Raw genomic sequence first — 17,093 nt, forward strand, 5'->3', positions numbered from 1 at the left:
GATCCGTGAGCGTAGTCGACACAGACGGAGGGACAATCGTCATGCAGGGTCATCATCGTTTTCGGATTCATCGGCTGCTGGCAGGCCTTTTCGCGGTACCACTCCTCGTGCTGAATTGGCTCGGTGCTGGACCGGCGAATGCCGAACTCTATTGTGACGAAGGCTCCGTCTGCTTCTGGGCGGGCTCGAACTATCAGGGAGACTGGTCAGTTCTAGCTGCACCGGGTGACACCTGTATCAGCCTCCCCAAAGCCCACTCGTCCATCTGGAACAGGACCGACGTTCAGATATGGTTCTACACCGATTCCGGCTGCCGTGAACCGGGCCGCTGGCTCGAACCGGAGGGCTACACGCCGGATACCGAGGTGCCGGTGCGTTCGATGGTCGCCGCCCAGTGGGTAGATCTAGGCTGACCCGGGGGTCACCCGGGGGAACGACGGCGGTATCCCCGGTGCCGAGAGACCGATCTCGCTCAGACCTGCGATCGGTCTCTTGTCAGCTGACGAGATGTACCTCGAAAGTCCAGGTCTTGTGGTCGATGCCGTCGGCGCAGGTGGCGACGCGGCCCGTCTCGGTGGTCGTCCCTGCGGTGGGCGTCGAGCAGATCCACTCCGGCGTGGCGATCGCATTCGTGTTGCCTTCGGTCGCCGGTGGGCGGTTCCGGTAGTCGGCGTATACCTGCGCCGCCCGCACACAAGTGATCGGGCCGGTCATCGCGCGGATCTCGGTCGCCCTGCCGTCTGGCAGCGCCAGGCTCGTGCACGGTTGATCCGGCACCGCGGATTCGGAGGTGAATTCCTGGTCCGGTGCGGTCTTGTCGGAAGCGCTCGCGGGTAGCCGGCGTTCGGTGTGCGGGCAGTCGAAGGCGACCTGCGATTCGGGCACTATGCTCGGGACAGGCTGGTTGCTACGTGCTTCGCCGGGTCGCCAGGTGTGGTTGTCGACGAAGTGGAAGTCGACTTCCGAGCCCTCGAGTCGACCTGGTGACGATTTATCGGCCGCCAGTCGCGTGATGACGGCCTTGCCCGGGGAGCACCGAAAGATTCCGTAGTTGTCGCTATCGCTGCCCCACGTGGCCCAGGTATCGGCATTCGAGTACATATCCGCGCCGATCGGGGAATCGATGACCTGCATCCCACCATCGAGCATCCGCAGGACTCGAAAGCGGCTGTTGCGCCCGCTTCCGCCGACCCAGAAGATCAACTCGGGCACCCCGTCACCGGTGATATCGGTTGCCGCGACGAGTCCCATTTCCTGCTTTTCGGTGAAGGAGCCGTGCGGACCGAGACCGTCACCGCTGTCGTAGTAGCCCTCGAGGGTGCTCACGTACCGTGCGACGGTGTCGGGCAAGCCGACCAGCAACTCATAGGAGGGCGTGGCCGAGAGCGCGATTGCGATGGGGTTGACCGCGTCCTTGCCGCTGATCGGGGCGACCGCGACCACCCGGCACATCCGGCCTGGGCCGTTGCGTCCTTCGCAGGGGTCCTTGCCGGTGAAAACGGCTGGGTCCACAGAGATCGGTGACTGCTGCGACGTTGCGGATCCATCCGCCGGCAGGCAAGCGGTGGCCGCTATCGTGACGGCGAGTAGCACGACTGTCATGCGCCGCCGACTCGCACGAGTCTTGCTGCTCGTGCGTTGGCGGGGTGCGTGGCGAAGGAAGTCCATGTTCGCTGAGATGCCGTTGCCGACCCGATTGGTTCGTCGGCCCGATCGTCGTGATCTGGCCGAGGAACCAATCATGAGCTCGCCACGAACGGAACCCGCTCAGCTGCCCGCGTAGAAATAGAAGTAGTACCCGGGACCCTTAGCGGGTGCTTTGCCGCCGAGTGAGGGCTTCTCAGTTCCGGAGTTGTGTGAACAGGCGCTCAACCGCGCGATGTTGCCCCGTTGGGCCGGATCGGCATCCATGATCGCGATCCGGTCCTCGAGTTCGGCCTCGCACTCCAATTGTGTTTGGAATGGCCCGAACCAGATATGGACCTCGGTAGCGGCCGCAGGCCCGGCCGCGATACCCGCGAGCGCTCCGGTCATAGCCAGGATCGCGGCCGATCGCTTAACCCCTGTCAAGGTGATCAAATTCGACTCCTCGTCTCCGCGGCGGCGTCGTCGACGCCGCCGGTGTGTCCTGCCTACCCACAGATGCGCTGGCGTCGAATCGCGGTTCGCCCGGTGGCAGTCCGCGCGAATGCGTTGGAGTGAACCATTGTTCGGGGCGAAGGCATCTACGTAGATGTCGGTACGGTGCCGCGGATCAGCGCGGTGGACAACTAGGGAGAATCATGTACGGACTTTTTCTCGGCCTCGATCTGCTGAACCTGGGGTCGTCGATCGTCGCCAACGGGACGGCGGCGCTGGCCAACCTGATCTACATCATTCAGTCGCTGGGTAAGTAGCAAGGATCGCCGTGGTCGTCTTGTCTGCGGGGTCGAGACGACCACGGCGCTGCGGTGGCTATTCGGTCGGCTTGCCGGGGCACGTGGGGCGGTATTCGATCGCGGGCGAGACGAATTCGCGCCACTGCGCCCTGGTCATGCTTCGGGTGACCAAGGCACACGCGGTGGCGGCCCAGGCGGCCGGCAGCGGCCACAGACGGATGCCGCCTTCGTCGTAGCCGACCGCCACGTGCGTTCCGTCCTTGTCCACGGCGAGCGTCTGCGCGGCCCTGGCGCCACCGCCGGGTAAGGGCGGCCCGACCTGGCGGAGATCGGCGGCGTTCCAGAGGCGGACCTCGCCGTCATGTCCGCCGGTGATCACCAGCTGGTCGTCGGCGCTGAACGCGACATCGGTGATCTCGTTGCGGTGGCCGTCCTCGGACACCCGGATCTGCTTGCGTGTGGCGACATCGAGGATGCGCACGCGGTGGTCAGCGCCCGCGACGGCGAGGAGCTTGCCGCTGTTGGCGAAGTTCACCGTGTTGATCACGGTGCCGACCGGTGGGAAGGTGCCGATCGTGCGGCCGGATCGGGTTTCGTGGATTCGCACGACGCCGTCTTTGCCCGCGCTCACGACGATTTCGCGATCGGGGCTCACGACCAGCTGCGTCACCGGCTGATCCGAGACTGCGATGTCGAACAGTGGGTTCCCGCTCGACACGTCCCAGGCGCGGAGGTGTCCGTCGATGCCGACGGCCAGCACTGTCGACCCCGTGCGATCGAAGGTGGGATCCGTCATGGCCGGCCGTGCGGGAACCTCGATGGTGCGCAGTGGATTCGGATCGTCACCGGCCGACCAGATCCTGACCGTTCCGTCGGCGCCGGTGGACGCGAGCAACCTGCCATCGTCGCTGGTCGCGGTGCCGAATACGATTCCGGTATGACCGCGCTTGTCGTGCAGCAGCTTTCGGGTGGCGACATCGTAGACATGTATCGTGCCGTAGTGCGCGCTCGACAGCAGGCGGGTGCCCGTGCGGTCGAAGGTCACGTCCCACGACCTGGTCGAGACATCCAAACCGCCTGACCAGAACCGGTCCTTGGGATACCCCAGGTTCACGTGGGCATCCCGGGCGGCTGCGATCCGGCCGTCCGGATGTACAGCCACATTGTTGACCGGATAGAGCAGCTCGTTCCAGCGGCGACCGAAATCGGTGAACGAGTCGCCGTTCTGCGCGCCGGTGGCGATCCGCCACAGGCGGACTGTCGAATCCCGGCCACCGGAGACCAGCTCGCTGTGATCATTGGTGAGCGCCAGGCCGAACACCGGTCCGGCGTGGCCGGTCCATTCCCCGGCAGCCTCGGCGTTTCGCCACAGCCTGATCCGGCCGTCCCGGCCGCCGGTGAAGACGGTGCCGTCCGGGTGGACGACGACCGCGAATACCTCGGGGTCGGTGGCGAAGTCGGCATGGATCTCCGGTCCGGCGGCGACGCCGGTCACGGCATCCCACCGCCGGATGGTGCCGTCGGCCGACCCGGACACGAGTCGAGTGCCCGTGGCGTCGAAAGCCAGTGCGGTGACCGCGGATCGATGTGCGGTGACAGTGTGCCGCACGGTGCGCGTGGCGAGATCGGTGAGCCGGACGGTGCCATCGTCGTGTGCGGAGGCGACCGTGCTGTTGGCGGCGTCGATCGCGAGGGCGCGTACGGCATTCTCGGTGGCGACGAGTACGCCCAGCGAGTCGCCGGTGGGGCTGTCCCAGAGCCGGATGTCACCGTCGGTCCCACCAGAGACGATCACGGCGTCGGACTTGTCGAAGACCACGGCAGTGGTCGGGCCGACGTGGGTGACCGAGGTACGCGGGCCGATCGGCAACCGGTCCGACATCCGCCACAGCGCGACGCGGCCGTCCCACCCGCCCGCTGCCGCGAGCGACCCGTCGTGGCTGAATGCGATGCCGCGAAAAGCCCGGTCCACAGGCTGCATTTCGGTACCCGAGGGTGCCTGCGCGCCGAGGTCCCACTGCCGCAGCGTGCCGTCCTCACCGCCGGTCAGCACCCGCCCCGCCGCCATCGCGAGGCCGTGAACGGCACCACCGTGACCGACCAGGGGGTTCCCGAGCGCGCTGCCGCTCTCGATGTCCCAGCGCCGGATCGTCGCGTCCCACCCACCCGACACCACGCTCGCGGTCGCGGCATCGAACTGCACGGTGAGCACCGGACCGTCGTGGCCTAGGAGCATACGGCCTTCGGGGACAGCTCGGCTGACGTCCCAAAGGAGCACGAAGTCGGCCTCGCTGCCGATGGCGATGTGCCTGCCGTCGGCGCTCACGGCCAGACTGTCGACCTTCTTCGGGCCGGCGGGTGCGAGCAGAACCGGCGTGGCGCTGTCGATCTGGGTGCGCCACACCGCGCCGTCATGGCCAGCCGAGACCACTCGGTGTCCGTCCGGCTCGAATTCGACAGCGCTCACGACTCCGACATGAGGTGTCACCGGCGGCGCCGCGGCCGACCCGTCGGCGACGCTCCACACGGTGACTGAGCCGTCGGCGCCACCCACCACCGCGCGCCGCCCGTTGTCTTCGAGCGCCACACTGCGCGCGGGCCCGGTGCGCAGTTCCCTGGCGAGGGTGCCATCGGCGGTGTTCCACAGCCGCACGGCGCCATCGAGGTGGGCGGTAGCCGCGACAGCGCCGGTGCTGTCGAGATCGAGGGCGTCGGCAGGCGGTCGTCCATCGAAGCCGATCCAGCGAGCGGCTCCGGATCGCATGTCCCGGAAACGAATTCCGGTCTCGGTGGCGAACGCCACGTGGCTGCCTTCCCGCGTCGCTGCGACGGCTCTGATCCTGGTTGGCTCGGCGGTGACCACGCCGCGCAGGCCAACGAGCGTGTCCGACAGCGCGCCGGGATCCTGGCCGGGTCGGATCGCTTCGGCGGCGAGCATGAGTTGGATCGCGCGTTCGACGCCACCGGCCTGTACGCCGCGCAGGATCTGGCGGACATCGGAGGTGAGTCGGTCGGCGGTGTCCTGTTCGAGTCGCGTCCGGTCCCCGCGAATCTGCATCGTGGCCAGCGCCGCGACATTCACGACGAGGAGAACGACCATCAATAGCACGCCGACCGCGAGCGGATTGATCTTCGAGCGTGTCTGCGCGATCGCCGCGGCGAGGTCGGACGCGCCGGTGATGCGGTCGCCGAATCCGTGCGGCGCGGTCCCGGCGATGTCGTCGCGATACTCGGCGGCGACCACAACCCGCAGCTCGGGGCGATGTGCCGCCGCGGCGTCGATCTTCTGCTGGTAGCCGCCAACCTTCGTGAGCTGTGTGCCGTCGAGTCCCGCTGTGACGGCGCACCGGCGGTCGAGGGTGTGCCAGCGCAATCTGCTCAGGTGCATGGTACGTAGCCATCGGCGCCGCGGATCGAGATCGTCGAGGGCCACGGCGGCGGCGGCCGAGGCGGAATCGCCGACCAGTTTGTTGGCCGGTCCGGCCTTCGTAGCGACCGACCAGACCACGCACGACCCGCGGGCAGCGAGAGCGGTAGTCCCCCAGGCCTTCTGGAGGCCCGCGAGGAATTCGTCGGCGATCTGCGCGAAGCTCATGACCGCCGGATCGGGGTGGAGCCCGCTCGGGCCCGCGCGCAGCACCGTGAATGTCAGGGTGCCGACCGCTGCTGCCGCGCCGTCGCTGCCGCGCAACAGCAGCACCGGTACGGCGGTGGTCCGGACGGTGCGTGGGCGACGGGACGCGAGCTCCAGCGCCGTGAGCACCGTGTAGCCGGTCGCGGACTCTTCCTCCGTCGCGTTGAGGTACTGGATCACCGCGCCCAGCCGATGAACCACCGCGCCGGATCCCGTGCTGGTGAGCAGGTGGTGGCCGATCGACTGGATGCCGGTGGAACGCAGTCCCGCGCGGTCCGCGTGGTGCAGGAAGGTCGTTGTCGCCTGCTCGACCCCGGATGCTCCGGTCAAGGCGCGGGCGAGGTCCGACAGCGCCAGCGCTGCGGAGAAATCCGGACCGTCGTCGATGGTCAGCACATCGGGCAGGCGACGCAGCCAGGTCGTCCCCGAGCGATAGCGCAGGATTCGATGGTCGGCGCCCCCCGGCTCGAGGAGCCGGCTGGTAGCCGCGGCCCCAGCGTCGACGGCGGACTTGCACTCCTTCAGCCACTGCTGATCGGCGCCGGTGAGGCTGGTGAGCCGCGTCCGGTCGTCGCCGATCGGGTCGGGATCGGCCAAATTGTCGGGCAACGGGGGGTTCAGTGCTGGCCCTCGCTGTCATTCTGGGTCAGGCCGGTGACAATCGCGGCCCGTAGCGGGCTGTCCGGCGGCAACATAAGCGCCAGATTCCGCCACGCGTTGAGCCCGGGGCCGGCGGCCGCCACCGAACGGGGAACCAGATCCAGATCCGCCGGTGTCAGATCACCCAGCGCCAACCGTCGCGAGGTCGAGCCCGCCGGGTCGACCGGGAGACCGCGCACGGCGAGCTGGGCCGTCACTATTTGCCCGTCGTTGTAGAGCACCACCAACCAGGGGACGGCATCGGCTGGTACGTAGCAGACGAGATCACCGGTGGCGGCCGATCGTTGGTCCTGCGGTGTCACCGTCAACGTCGTGACCCCGTCCTGACCTGCCTCGAGCCGGAAACGCACCCCGGACTCCGGGTGCACCACCTCGACGCCATGTCGACGGGGTTCGCTCCCGCTCGCCGCGAACAACTGCGACGAAGCTGTGGTGATCGGGGTCCGGGAGTCCGGCGGATCCTCCTCGTGGAGGACGGCGAGCAGGATTTCGAACAGTTCTCGCTGCCTGCCCTGTTGTGCGTTGTCAGTCATCGTCGTCACCCAGCCATCTCCTCAGTACGTCTCTCATGATCGTCTTGATGTACTCCTGAATTCGCTGCACCATCGACTCGTCGAGCCCGACCAGCTCGGCGATCTCGCGTCGGGATCGATGACTGTCCATATCCCAGACGTAGTCCGGAATCGGCATCCACGCGTCGAACACCGCGCGGTCTCTGGCATCGCGCAACCGCGGTGGAACCTCGCGGCGCAGCTGGTCGCGCAGCGGAATCCAGTCCTGCTGTGCGGTGTCCGTGTGCTCGCCGTACAGGTGTTCGGCGCTCTCGGGCAGGTAGGTCGTCCTCGGCTTTCGCCGCTGCTCCTCGGATTTGTTCACCGAAGGCGGCCCGTCGACCTTCCGCAGTTCCTCGAACACCCGCTGACGAGTGGCGACGCCGAGGTATGCCCGCCACGCGCCGTCCGCGCGCATCCGGTTTGGCAGTCGCTGTTCGATCCGGGCCATCACCTCGTGCGAGATGTCGCCGGCATCGAGCAGTCGCAGACTGCGCCCGAGGTCACGGAGCGACTTCGCGGCCTGGTCGGTCGCATGGTGGAGCATGGACCTGTAGAACCAGTGCCGCGACGCCCGATCCGCCTGCATTCGATCCTTCGACGTCGGACGGAAGATCCACTCCCGCACCGCGGGTTGGTCCGGCTCCGGTACCTCCATCATCGGTCGGCGCTGCCATTTGGCGAACGGGTGATCATCGGTGGGGGTGCCGTCACCGGGCGGCCGCTCCATGGCCATCGAATCTCCTATCGTGCAGGGTATTCGAGTCGGGCGCGCCGTCTTTCGCGGAGATTCGCCGACTCCAACTCACAGATGCGGAATCACGCGAATCCGGTTCGCGGACCAGCGCGCCTGCGCGGGCGGCGTAGGGTGAATACGATTTCGGCACAGTGTGTTCGAGGGAGAGGAACCGCGCGGCCATGGGTGGACGGTGGTGGGGGACAGCGGTCGCTGTCGGCGTGCTGATCGGCGGGGCGATACCCGGGTCGGCGGTTGCGGAACCCGGTGATCAGGGCTGTGTCCGCAGTTCCGTGCCGGTGGTGATTCTGGCCGGTGGCGGCCTGTCCGGCGGTGCGCAGGCGTTCGAACCGCTGCGGGCGGCGCTGGCCGGCGCCGGTCGATGTGCCTATTACGTGCCGTACGGGGTGGTCGCGGATGTGAACGGGGTGCGGTCGGTGGCTGACTCCGCGCGGGAGATCGCGCCTGTGCTGGACCGGATCAGGGCCACAACCGGCAGCGACCGAGTCGACATCGTGGCCCATTCGCTCGGTGCGTTGGTGACCCACTACTACGCCAAGTTTCTCGGCGGCGCCCGGCAGCTGGCGCACGTCGCGTTGATCGCACCGGTGAGCAAGGGAACCGAGCTCGGCGAACTGGTGCCCGGTGGGGTCAGCGGACTGGATCGCGAGCTGCCGGGCAGCCGAGTCGTCGTGGCGGGAGTGACCGCGCCCATTCCCTCGCTGCGCGATGTCGTCGTCGGCTCGGACGTGCTCGAGGATCTGCACCGGGGCGGGCTCACCCAACCAGGGGTGCGGTACTGCGTGCTGGCCAGTCGCGGCGAGGTGTGGAACACGCCAATCGAGACGGCGCAATTCATCGACGAGCCGGGCGTCACAAATCAGGTCTTCGAAGACGTCTTTCCCGGAGTCGAGTCCGATCACAACGACATGGTGCTGCGCGCGGAGACCGTGTCGTGGCTCGAGGGTTGTCTCGGATGACCCTTCATCGAAGTGTCAGGCAGCGCGCAGCCGCCCTGTGCGCGCTCATGCTGGCCGTGGTCGCGCCCGTGACCGTGACTCCGGCGCGGGCGTCGGCGGCACCGGGTGCCGTGATCGCGGTGCTACCACAGGCCGCCGGATTTCACGGTGCGGCCGTGAGCAGCATCGTCGAATACTGGACGACCGGGACGGACGGCTCGCCGCAACCGGCCAGCGGCGTCATGTACGAGCCGATCGGTGCTCCACCACCGGGAGGCAGGCCGGTTGCGGTGTATCTGCACGGCACCGCCGGCCTGGGTAGCGGCTGCAGCCCGCAGTCGAATCCCGCCGAGTACGTGACCGAGTTGGGCGAACGGATGGAAGACGGATCCATCGGATATCTGCTCACCCAAGGCTTCGTGGTGATCGCCCCCGACTTCCTCGGCCTCGGGCGATTCGACACCGGGCCGCATCCCTACCTGAACATCGACACCGAGGTCACCGCGACGACGGATCTGCTCCGGGCAGCACACACCTTGCGTGCCGACCTCTCGCCTCGATGGTTCACCCTCGGCACGTCGCAAGGTGGGCAGGTCGCGCTGGCGGTCGGACGGCACCATCGAAGCCATGTCCCCGAGCTCGACTACCGCGGGTCGGTGGCCCTGGATCCCGAATCCGATGTCGAGCACCTGCTGCCGCTGATCGGACCGGGCATCCCGATCGTGCCGGACCTGAAGCTGGGGGCGGGTTTCTTGTCGACGCTGCTCGCGGGGTTGCGGAAGGCTCGCCCCGATGCAGATGTGGACAGCTACCTGACCGAGCACGGTCGTGCGCTGCTCGACGACATCGCGGCCGACTGCATCATGACGATCGCCGACAAGACCGAGCGGGCAGCCGCCGAACACGAACTCTTCGCGCGCAGGCTCGACGGTGAACCGCTGCGGACGATCCTCGACGGCTATATGGCGGTACCGACCAGCGGGTATACCGAGCCGATCCTGCTCATGGTCAATACCCTCGACACGGTGGTGCCGTCGCCCCTGCACGCCAAGCTGGCCCGCGATCTCACCGCGCATCACGTGGACGTGGAAGTGGTTGTCGGACACGATCTGCACTGCGTGGTCAACGAACCGATGAACAACGCCTACAGCGCCTTCGTGGAACGAGTTCGGTCGTGATCAGGCCGGGCAGGTCGAAACGAACGGCCTGCCCGGCAGCACCCGCGCCCATTCCTGCTCGGTGATCGGTGCTGTTCCACTCGCGCAGATATCGCGGGCGATGGCGTCGGCATCGATATGCCACCGCCGGAGGGTGCCGTCGGCAGCGGACTCGGCGAGGACCTCACCATGATCGGCGAAGGCGATCATGGTGCGCTTCCAATGGGTCAGTCCGCGGTGCAGGTCGACGTCCAGTCGCGGCCGATCGGGGTCGTTGAGGTCCCAGATCCGGACGACGTCGAGTGAACCCGGCGCGGCGAGCTTCGTCCCGGCGGCGTCGAAGGCCACGGTTCCCGTCAGCGTGTCGGGCCCGAGGGGGAGATCCAGCCGCCTGGGTCGGCCGGGTTCGGCGATGTCGTACAGTTCGACGCCACCGAGCCCCCCGACAGCGAGCCGGTTCCCGGCGATCGCGAGCGCCATCAGATAGCCGCCGTAGCGGTCGAGCTGTATCTCGGCGACGGGCTCCGCCGGGTCGCCCCTGTTGTAGACAGCGACGCGGCCGTTCACATAGCTGCCCACCGCGAACTGCCTGCCGTCCGCGCTGAACGCGAGAGACCCCGCGAGGGGAACACCCACCGATGCGCGAGCCACTCGTACAGGCGGGCCCGACACATCCCAGAACGTGATCGACTGCTGTAGCCAATGCTGTACCGCGAGAGTGCCTTCCGGCGTGAAGAGCACACCGTCTTGATCTACATCGGTGGCATCGAGCTCGCCCAGCTTTCTGGGGGCTCGGGGACCGGTGATGTCCCACACCACCAGGTCACGTTCGTTGATCTCCACAGCCCGTCGGCCATCCGGGGAAATAGCGACCCTGCCCAGCAGTCCAGGCGGGTCACCGTGTCGGCTGTCCGCGAAAGGATCGACGGGGCGGCGTGCGATGGTTCGCAGTGCGGGAAACAACGCGTCGGGCTGCGTGGATGCCGGAGCGTCGATGCGATCCTGAGGGAGTCGGAAGAGAGTGAGTGTTCCCGTGCGCAGAGGCGCTCCGGAGACCTCGAATACGTGGATTCCATGGTCGATGCTACTCGTGACGACCGAGCGTCCCGATCGCAGGAATCGTGCTCGGACAACCCATTCGGCGGGGAAGGTGGCCGCCGTTTCGCGCTCGTGGACGTCGAGTAGGCGAACTGTCGAATCACCCCCGACCACAACGACGTCCGCACCGTCCGGGCTGGATGCCACATCGAAGTACTGGTTCTCGACATCGGTGAGTCCGGGTAGCGGCGTTGGCGCTGCCGGATTCGTGAAATCCCAACGCAGCACGTGGCCTGGGTTCATGCCGACCGTCAGTGTCGAGCCGTCGGCACTGAATTCGGCCGACCGGGCCTCACGGTCCTCCCCGCCGCTGATCAGTTCGGTGTGGAACGGCTCTCCGCTGGGAAAATCCATTGTCCGCCATGCAATCAACTCTGATGACCAGTGAAAGGTGTTCATGGAGAAGGTCGGTACCGCTGCCGCGAGCATCTGGTTTGTGAGCGTGACACTGATTTGCGTGGCACCCGCAAAGGCGCGGTGCAATACCTGCATCGGCTGTTGCAGTCCAGCGGCGAGATCCCACACGGCCAGCGTGGCATGGGACTGTGCGGTGAGGTCGGCCGGATCCGGCATCTGCTGGCCGCTCACCGCGACATAGCGTCCGTCCGGGCTGAACGCCGCAGACCACGAACGCCCGCCACTCAGATCGAGTGTGGCAGCGTGGCGTGGTGATCCGCGATCGGCGATATTCCAGATCGTCGTACGCGTCGCACCCGCGACCGCGAGCAGGCGCTGATCACTGCTGAGTGCCAGCCCGGTCACTGCTCCGCTTCCGGTATCGAATCGCGGCCACCGGGTCAGGCCGGCATCGGTGACCCCGGCGAGCTCGATCGTGCCGTCGACTTCGCCGATCGCGATGAGGTCGCCGTGATGTGTCGTCGCCAGCCGCGGCGCGTCGGTGATGAAATCCAGTCTCCGATCCAATCCGAACCTTGTTGTCACCCGCAGCGGCGCATTCGCGGCGCTGCTGTCGATGAGCGCTGCGCGCGCCTCGGCTGTCGGGCGGGTGCGATACGCCGCCAGCGCCAGTTGCTGAGCAAGCGCCGGGTCGGTGACCATGTGTTGACGAGCGGTGTTGGCATACAGTCGGGAGCTCAGTTCGGCACGGACCACGGAGTTCTCGATCCGTTGCTGTACTACGGCGGTGAGGCCACCGGTCATCAGGACGAGGACCGCGACGATGGCCGCGATCGACGACCACAGCGCGAGGTTGGGGCGCGTGCGGGTGCGGGCGATCGCTTCCTCGACCGTGTCCGCCGAGTCGATTCGGTCGAGCAAGCGCGGCGGTGCGGCACTGGTCGCGTCCGTCACGCCGGCCGCCGCGACGACGACCCGGAGAGAATGCTGGTCCGCCGCTTTCAGCTTCCCCGCGTATCCGCCGACTTTCGTGAGGGTGTGGTCGTTCAGGCCTGCCGTGACCGCGCAGGCCGGGTCGAGGCGGCGCGGCCGGAGCCGGCGCGCCCATCGCAGGCGGGGCGCTAGATCGTCCAGCGCGACAGCGATTGCCGCGCCGAGCGACTCGCCGTTGATGTCATTGGCGGGTGCGCCGAGTTCTGTAGTCACCGACCACAGCACGCACGCGTCGGTGGTAGCCAGCGTGCTCACCTGCCAGGCATCGGCGAGACTGGCCGTGAACGCGGAGTCCGCCTGCAGAAAACCCATGCGCGCCGGATCCGGATGCAGACCGCTCGGGCCGCCCGCAACTTCGATGAGTCGCAGCAGGCCGACTCGGCCGCTTCCATAGGCATCGACGAAGAGCACGTTGGTCTCGGCGGTGCGCAGCGTCGGCGGGCGCTGTCCCGCCAGTTCCGAGGCGGCAAGAATGGCGAAGCCGCGGGCCGTCCGATCACCTCGACCGAGCAGGTGGAGCACCAAGGCGCCGAGATGGCCGGACCCGCTGGTCAACGGGGTGCCGGCGGGGAGGAGCTGGGTGCCCACGGAATTGAGGCCCGCCCGCTCGGCGTGATCGAGAAAGGTCGCCGCCGCGGTATCGGCCGGGCGTGATCCGGTCAAGGCGCCGGCGAGTTCGGCAAAAGCGATGGCAGCGGAGAAGTCCGCGGTCGCTCGCAATCCCTCCGCGTCGGGGTATTCCGCTTCCTCGGCGAGCAGGTCCTCTTCGTCGCGCTGTCCTTTCCACCGCGCGAGCGAGCTACGGGCAAGCACGGTGGTCTCCGGGCGGGCGGCAAGCAGGGCACGCGTAGCCTCTGGGCCGTCGGCCACCGCGGCGCGGCACACGCGTAGCCAGATTTGATCCGCACCGGTCAGCCTATTCAGCAGCAATTCGTCGGCGCGATCGGTCGCGGCTGATGTCATGTCGCCTCATCCCCATCCCGCTGCACGCTTTCGCGGACAATTGTCCTGAGCACGAATCAGATTCGGAGGGCACGTCACGTCGATGTGCAGCGGATGCCGATGCTACGTGGTGACGGCGGATGGCGTTACGCCGAGACGCCGCACACCGGTGGGTCCTGATGGCGATCGTCGGTCGGTGGTCCGGTCATAGGTGCCAGGCTCATCTCGTCACGCACTCGCGTGGCCCGAAGGCCGCCGGCCGCGCTGTACTCGAACCACTCGATGCCCGTGACCAGGCGCTGACATCCCCCGGACTTCGCGCCAGTGCCGGGCTGGTGCGGTACGTCCTACCTCGACTAATCGATGCGCCAGCGCATGTCCAGCGCTATCGCACCGGCTCCTCAAGATCAGCGTTTCACGCCGGTAGCCGAATGCAGGCCTTCGCTGTGACCCTTCGGGGCGATGTCGCAGGAAACAGCGCCGGTGGCGCAGTGTGGTAGCGGCGAATTCGAGGAAACGCGCTCGCTGGTCGGCGCCGAGGTCGAGCCACATCGCCCGAACCTGCTCGCTGCGAGCGGCGGTGAGCAGATCGTGGCTCGGCCGTAGTGCCGGGAAGGCGACTTCGGCGGAGTGTGCTGACGGCGCGGGCACGCACCCGCCTGGTACTCACCGCCGCGGGCACGCTCGTGGGAAGGAGCACTTGGCGGTGCACGTGAATGTCCCATTCACCGATTCGGTGAGCTTTCGAACCGTGGGATGTCAATGATGGGGGCTACCCTCGACCGTTGTCGTACCCTCGTCTACGGTGCGAGTTGGCGTTTCTCTTGGGGTGGGTAGTGGCTGAAGTTCCGACGACTCTGACGTTCTCATCGCCGACCCCACGCAGCGACGCGCGCGACGAGTGGGAGTCGCTGATGTCGCAGACCTACGTGCCGCTCTCGGTCGACACCCACCCGGAAGCACCGTTCTACGGTCGGGTCACGACCGGGACTCTGGTCAGTCCGGCTGACTTCAGCCTCACTACGGTTGCGGGTAGCCACCAGGAATTCCGTCGCGCCGCACGTCATATCGCCCGCTCCGATGAGGAGTACCTGCTGGCCAGCATCCACACCCAGGGTCGGGCCTGCCTGAACCAGGACGGACGTGCAGCGGCAGTCAGTGGCGGTGACATGGTCTTCTACAACACTTCCCAGCCCTACCACTGGACCAACAACTCGGCCTTCGAACAGGTCGTGGTCCAGATCCCGATCTCGTTGCTGCGGCGTCAGCCAGGCCTCGATCGGCTCGATCTGCCGACAGCGGTGGCGGTACCGGCGTCGAGCGCGGCCGGGGTGGTGGCCGGGTTCTTCTGCAGCCTCGCCCGGATTCGGCAGCATGCCCCGGATCAAGCCGACCTGCTCGCCGGCAACGCATTGGACCTGATCTCCTCGGCTGTGCTGTTGACCGCCGGAGTGCGCCCCGGGGAGACCTCGGCCGAGGCACTCAGCCGCGAACACGTACTGCGCTATGTGCGCGAACGCTACACAGATCGACACCTCACGATCGAGGAGGTGGCCCTGGCCTGCCATATCTCCCGGCGCACGCTGTTTCGCCTTTTCGATGGCACTCCGGACACTTTCGCGACTGTGGTGCGCAGACTGCGGTTGCGCCACGCCAAGGCGCTGCTGACCCGGGACCTCTCCTTGTCGCCTGCCGCCGTCGCGTTCGCCTCGGGGTTCGCCTCCGAACGGCACTTCTACCGGCTGTTCCAGCAGGACACGGGGATGACTCCGCGCGAATATCGCCAGGGTCGGGACACATCGTCGGCCTTCGGCGCCCGCTGACAGTCAGACGGCACTGGTTCTCCATCGAGAACTGGCGTCATCGGCAATGGTGGCGCCGCCGATGGTTTGCCGCGGGACCGGGCGGATTCGTGGCCTTCGAGGGTGCGGTCGCGGATGCACTCGCGTTCCATCACCGACATGGCGGCAAGCACGGTGAACACCACCCCGGACGGTTCAGGGGCCCTGGGGTTTCCCGGTGAGGAACTCCAGGCCGATATCGCCGACCTCGAGTTGCTCGGCGAGAGTGGCGAGTTCGAAGCCGCGCTTGATCAGTTCGTGGTCGTGCACGACCAGGGTATCTCTCGGCACCGAGGCTCGGATTCCGCGTGCGAGTCTGACTGCACGGTCGAGTTCGGGGCGGGCCTGGGCGCGGGTGGAGATCTTCTCGGAGAGTTCCGGCAGATCCCGGCTGCGCGTAGGGCAGCGAGATGGGAGTCCGCCTGGGGAAGGTTCAGCTCAGTCGGAAGGTGCCGATGGATCCCCAAAGATGCTGGTAGACAATATGATTAAGGTTGGGACGAAACTCGCTAGTTCCCGTTGGTTCCCGCTGAATCCGGTCATTTATGTGTGGTTGTTGTGTGTCTGGTCGGAGCCTTCTGGGCGAGTTGGTGCGCGGGCGGCAGTGGCCACCCGGTTCACTTCTCTCGGAAGCAGTAGGCGACTCCGCTGCGCTTGTCGATGAAGTTGTAGACCTTCGCGGTGATGTATTTCATCTGGGCGGCGTAGTCGTTGGGGGCGAACGCCGGGTCGCACTGGCTGATCTCGGTGATGCCGGTCAGTGTCCGATCGAGTCGAATCGATCCGGGGTCGGTGCAGGTGGAGTCGTAGGTGAAGAGGCTGACCATGGGGACATAGCAGCGTCCGATGGTGAGGTTCTGCCCGGCGCAGCCGTGGGCTACGCCTAACGAGCCGTCCTTGAGTCCGGAGATGATCAGGGTGACTTCTTTGTCGAGGCAGTCGACGGTGCGTTTCTGGTCGTCGGTGACGATTTCGACCGCAGTGACCTTCTTCGTTGCGGTGGGATCGTTGCAGTCCATGACGGTGATCGGGCCGTGGTGGGTGAAGTTGTCTATCTTGGTGCAGTCACCGATTTTCGGCAGCTTCGGTGTTGTGGTGTCGAGCTTCGGGTCGGCGATGCCGGCGGTGGGTTCGGCCTGCCCGGACACGGTCCCTGCACAGGCTGCGGTGCTCAGCGACAGCAATATCGCGCCCAGTGCGAGGCCAGCTGAGCGTGAGATCTGATGTGGGCGTGCGGTCTTGCGCAGCTGTTTCGATCGCATACCGGATATCTTGCCGATCCCGCGCGGCGGGTGCAGTGCCAGGGGATCGCTACTGGGTGGCGCTCCCGTCGGCAGTGCCCGGTGGCTGCGGAGTAGGAGGTGACGCTGCGCCGACCATTCAAAGCCTGGGTGCGGCCGGGTACCCAATCGCGAATACCTCCAACGCGTTTCCTCCAGCGCCGCTCGGTGTTCTGGGTGGGTGCTGATGCGATTGGGGGTACCAGGGTAGCTCGCGGCCGCAGTTGCGCGGGTCGTGCTGACCTCCGAGGATGCTGCGGCCCTGGCCCAGCGACGCAACCGATTCATCGGCGCTCGAGCCTCGCGATCCCGGCTCCTTCAGGTCTACCTGTTCGACGGCCGATACGGTCGCCGGGTTGTCGTCTCGTTCATAGACGGCCGACGACGTCAAACCCCGGGGAGCGCCGCCCGATCGCTCCCGCCCGCAGGCCCACCTGCACGGCGCGGCCAGCCGGCCGGCCGCGCAAGTTTCGGGTCCTCAGGGGGGTCCTGCTTGACCGGATAGGA

13 protein-coding genes are annotated in these 17,093 nt (G+C 67.0%); 5 read left to right on the forward strand and 8 right to left on the reverse strand.

The annotated features are described in order from the left end of the window. Positions 1-5 precede the first annotated feature (5 nt). Positions 6-413: a peptidase inhibitor family I36 protein gene (locus EL493_RS17315; protein ID WP_126405745.1), complete on the forward strand. Its 408-nt coding sequence runs from the start codon at positions 6-8 to the stop codon at positions 411-413. Positions 414-495: 82 nt separating this feature from the next. Here the strand turns inward: EL493_RS17315 and EL493_RS17320 are convergent, their stop codons facing one another. From EL493_RS17320 to EL493_RS17340, 5 genes are all read right to left on the reverse strand, one after another. After that, positions 496-1,443: a hypothetical protein gene (locus tag EL493_RS17320; protein ID WP_126405747.1), complete on the reverse strand. Its 948-nt coding sequence runs from the start codon at positions 1,441-1,443 to the stop codon at positions 496-498. Positions 1,444-1,767: 324 nt separating this feature from the next. Then, complete coding sequence (locus EL493_RS17325) at positions 1,768-2,079, reverse strand: hypothetical protein (RefSeq protein ID WP_019049066.1); 312 nt, start codon at positions 2,077-2,079, stop codon at positions 1,768-1,770. A 375-nt stretch (positions 2,080-2,454) separates the two neighbouring features. Beyond that, positions 2,455-6,621, reverse strand: a complete 4,167-nt coding sequence (locus tag EL493_RS17330) for a WD40 repeat domain-containing protein (protein WP_022566639.1) — start codon at positions 6,619-6,621, stop codon at positions 2,455-2,457. An 8-nt stretch (positions 6,622-6,629) separates the two neighbouring features. Then, positions 6,630-7,205, reverse strand: coding sequence for a hypothetical protein (locus EL493_RS17335; protein ID WP_155982484.1), 576 nt, complete (start codon positions 7,203-7,205; stop codon positions 6,630-6,632). After that, positions 7,198-7,959: a sigma-70 RNA polymerase sigma factor region 4 domain-containing protein gene (locus EL493_RS17340; protein ID WP_022566638.1), complete on the reverse strand. Its 762-nt coding sequence runs from the start codon at positions 7,957-7,959 to the stop codon at positions 7,198-7,200. The genes EL493_RS17335 and EL493_RS17340 overlap by 8 nt, the downstream gene beginning before the upstream one ends. Before the next feature lie 182 nt (positions 7,960-8,141). Between EL493_RS17340 and EL493_RS17345 the strand changes: the two genes are divergently transcribed. Beyond that, a complete protein-coding gene (locus EL493_RS17345; RefSeq protein ID WP_126405749.1) occupies positions 8,142-8,939 on the forward strand; it encodes an esterase/lipase family protein in 798 nt (265 codons plus the stop codon). Between the two features lie 155 nt (positions 8,940-9,094). Then, positions 9,095-10,096 carry an alpha/beta hydrolase gene (locus tag EL493_RS17350; RefSeq protein ID WP_126405751.1) on the forward strand — a complete coding sequence of 334 codons (1,002 nt, stop codon included), beginning with the start codon at positions 9,095-9,097 and terminating at the stop codon, positions 10,094-10,096. Here the strand turns inward: EL493_RS17350 and EL493_RS17355 are convergent, their stop codons facing one another. Next, on the reverse strand, positions 10,097-13,486 hold the full coding sequence (locus tag EL493_RS17355; protein ID WP_022566637.1) for a WD40 repeat domain-containing protein: 3,390 nt from the start codon (positions 13,484-13,486) through the stop codon (positions 10,097-10,099). It lies immediately after the preceding gene. A gap of 441 nt (positions 13,487-13,927) precedes the next feature. Here EL493_RS17355 and EL493_RS32395 point away from each other — a divergent pair, with 441 nt between their 5' ends. Together EL493_RS32395 and EL493_RS17360 are read left to right on the forward strand one after the other, a co-directional pair. After that, complete coding sequence (locus tag EL493_RS32395) at positions 13,928-14,071, forward strand: hypothetical protein (protein WP_019049074.1); 144 nt, start codon at positions 13,928-13,930, stop codon at positions 14,069-14,071. 308 nt (positions 14,072-14,379) lie between these two features. Beyond that, positions 14,380-15,288 (forward strand): helix-turn-helix transcriptional regulator, encoded by a 909-nt coding sequence (locus tag EL493_RS17360; RefSeq protein WP_126405753.1) that lies wholly within the window; start codon positions 14,380-14,382, stop codon positions 15,286-15,288. Positions 15,289-15,462: 174 nt separating this feature from the next. Here EL493_RS17360 and EL493_RS33595 read toward each other — a convergent pair whose 3' ends face one another. Both EL493_RS33595 and EL493_RS17365 read right to left on the reverse strand, forming a co-directional pair. Next, positions 15,463-15,597 carry a hypothetical protein gene (locus tag EL493_RS33595; RefSeq protein WP_022566635.1) on the reverse strand — a complete coding sequence of 45 codons (135 nt, stop codon included), beginning with the start codon at positions 15,595-15,597 and terminating at the stop codon, positions 15,463-15,465. A gap of 326 nt (positions 15,598-15,923) precedes the next feature. Further along, the gene (locus tag EL493_RS17365) at positions 15,924-16,568 is read right to left on the reverse strand and encodes a hypothetical protein (RefSeq protein WP_126405755.1); all 645 of its coding nucleotides are present in this window, start codon (positions 16,566-16,568) and stop codon (positions 15,924-15,926) included. Positions 16,569-17,093: the final 525 nt, after the last annotated feature.

This window comes from Nocardia asteroides (assembly GCF_900637185.1).
Lineage (GTDB): Bacteria > Actinomycetota > Actinomycetes > Mycobacteriales > Mycobacteriaceae > Nocardia > Nocardia asteroides.

Bases quoted from the DNA above. Each gene is read 5' to 3' on its own strand.
- EL493_RS17335 (WP_155982484.1), bottom strand. From the start codon at position 7,205: ATGACTGACAACGCACAACAGGGCAGGCAGCGAGAACTGTTCGAAATC.
- EL493_RS17340 (WP_022566638.1), bottom strand. From the start codon at position 7,959: ATGGCCATGGAGCGGCCGCCCGGTGACGGCACCCCCACCGATGATCAC.
- EL493_RS17345 (WP_126405749.1), top strand. From the start codon at position 8,142: ATGGGTGGACGGTGGTGGGGGACAGCGGTCGCTGTCGGCGTGCTGATC.
- EL493_RS17355 (WP_022566637.1), bottom strand. From the start codon at position 13,486: ATGACATCAGCCGCGACCGATCGCGCCGACGAATTGCTGCTGAATAGG.
- EL493_RS32395 (WP_019049074.1), top strand. From the start codon at position 13,928: ATGTCGCAGGAAACAGCGCCGGTGGCGCAGTGTGGTAGCGGCGAATTC.
- EL493_RS17360 (WP_126405753.1), top strand. From the start codon at position 14,380: ATGTCGCAGACCTACGTGCCGCTCTCGGTCGACACCCACCCGGAAGCA.
- EL493_RS17365 (WP_126405755.1), bottom strand. From the start codon at position 16,568: ATGCGATCGAAACAGCTGCGCAAGACCGCACGCCCACATCAGATCTCA.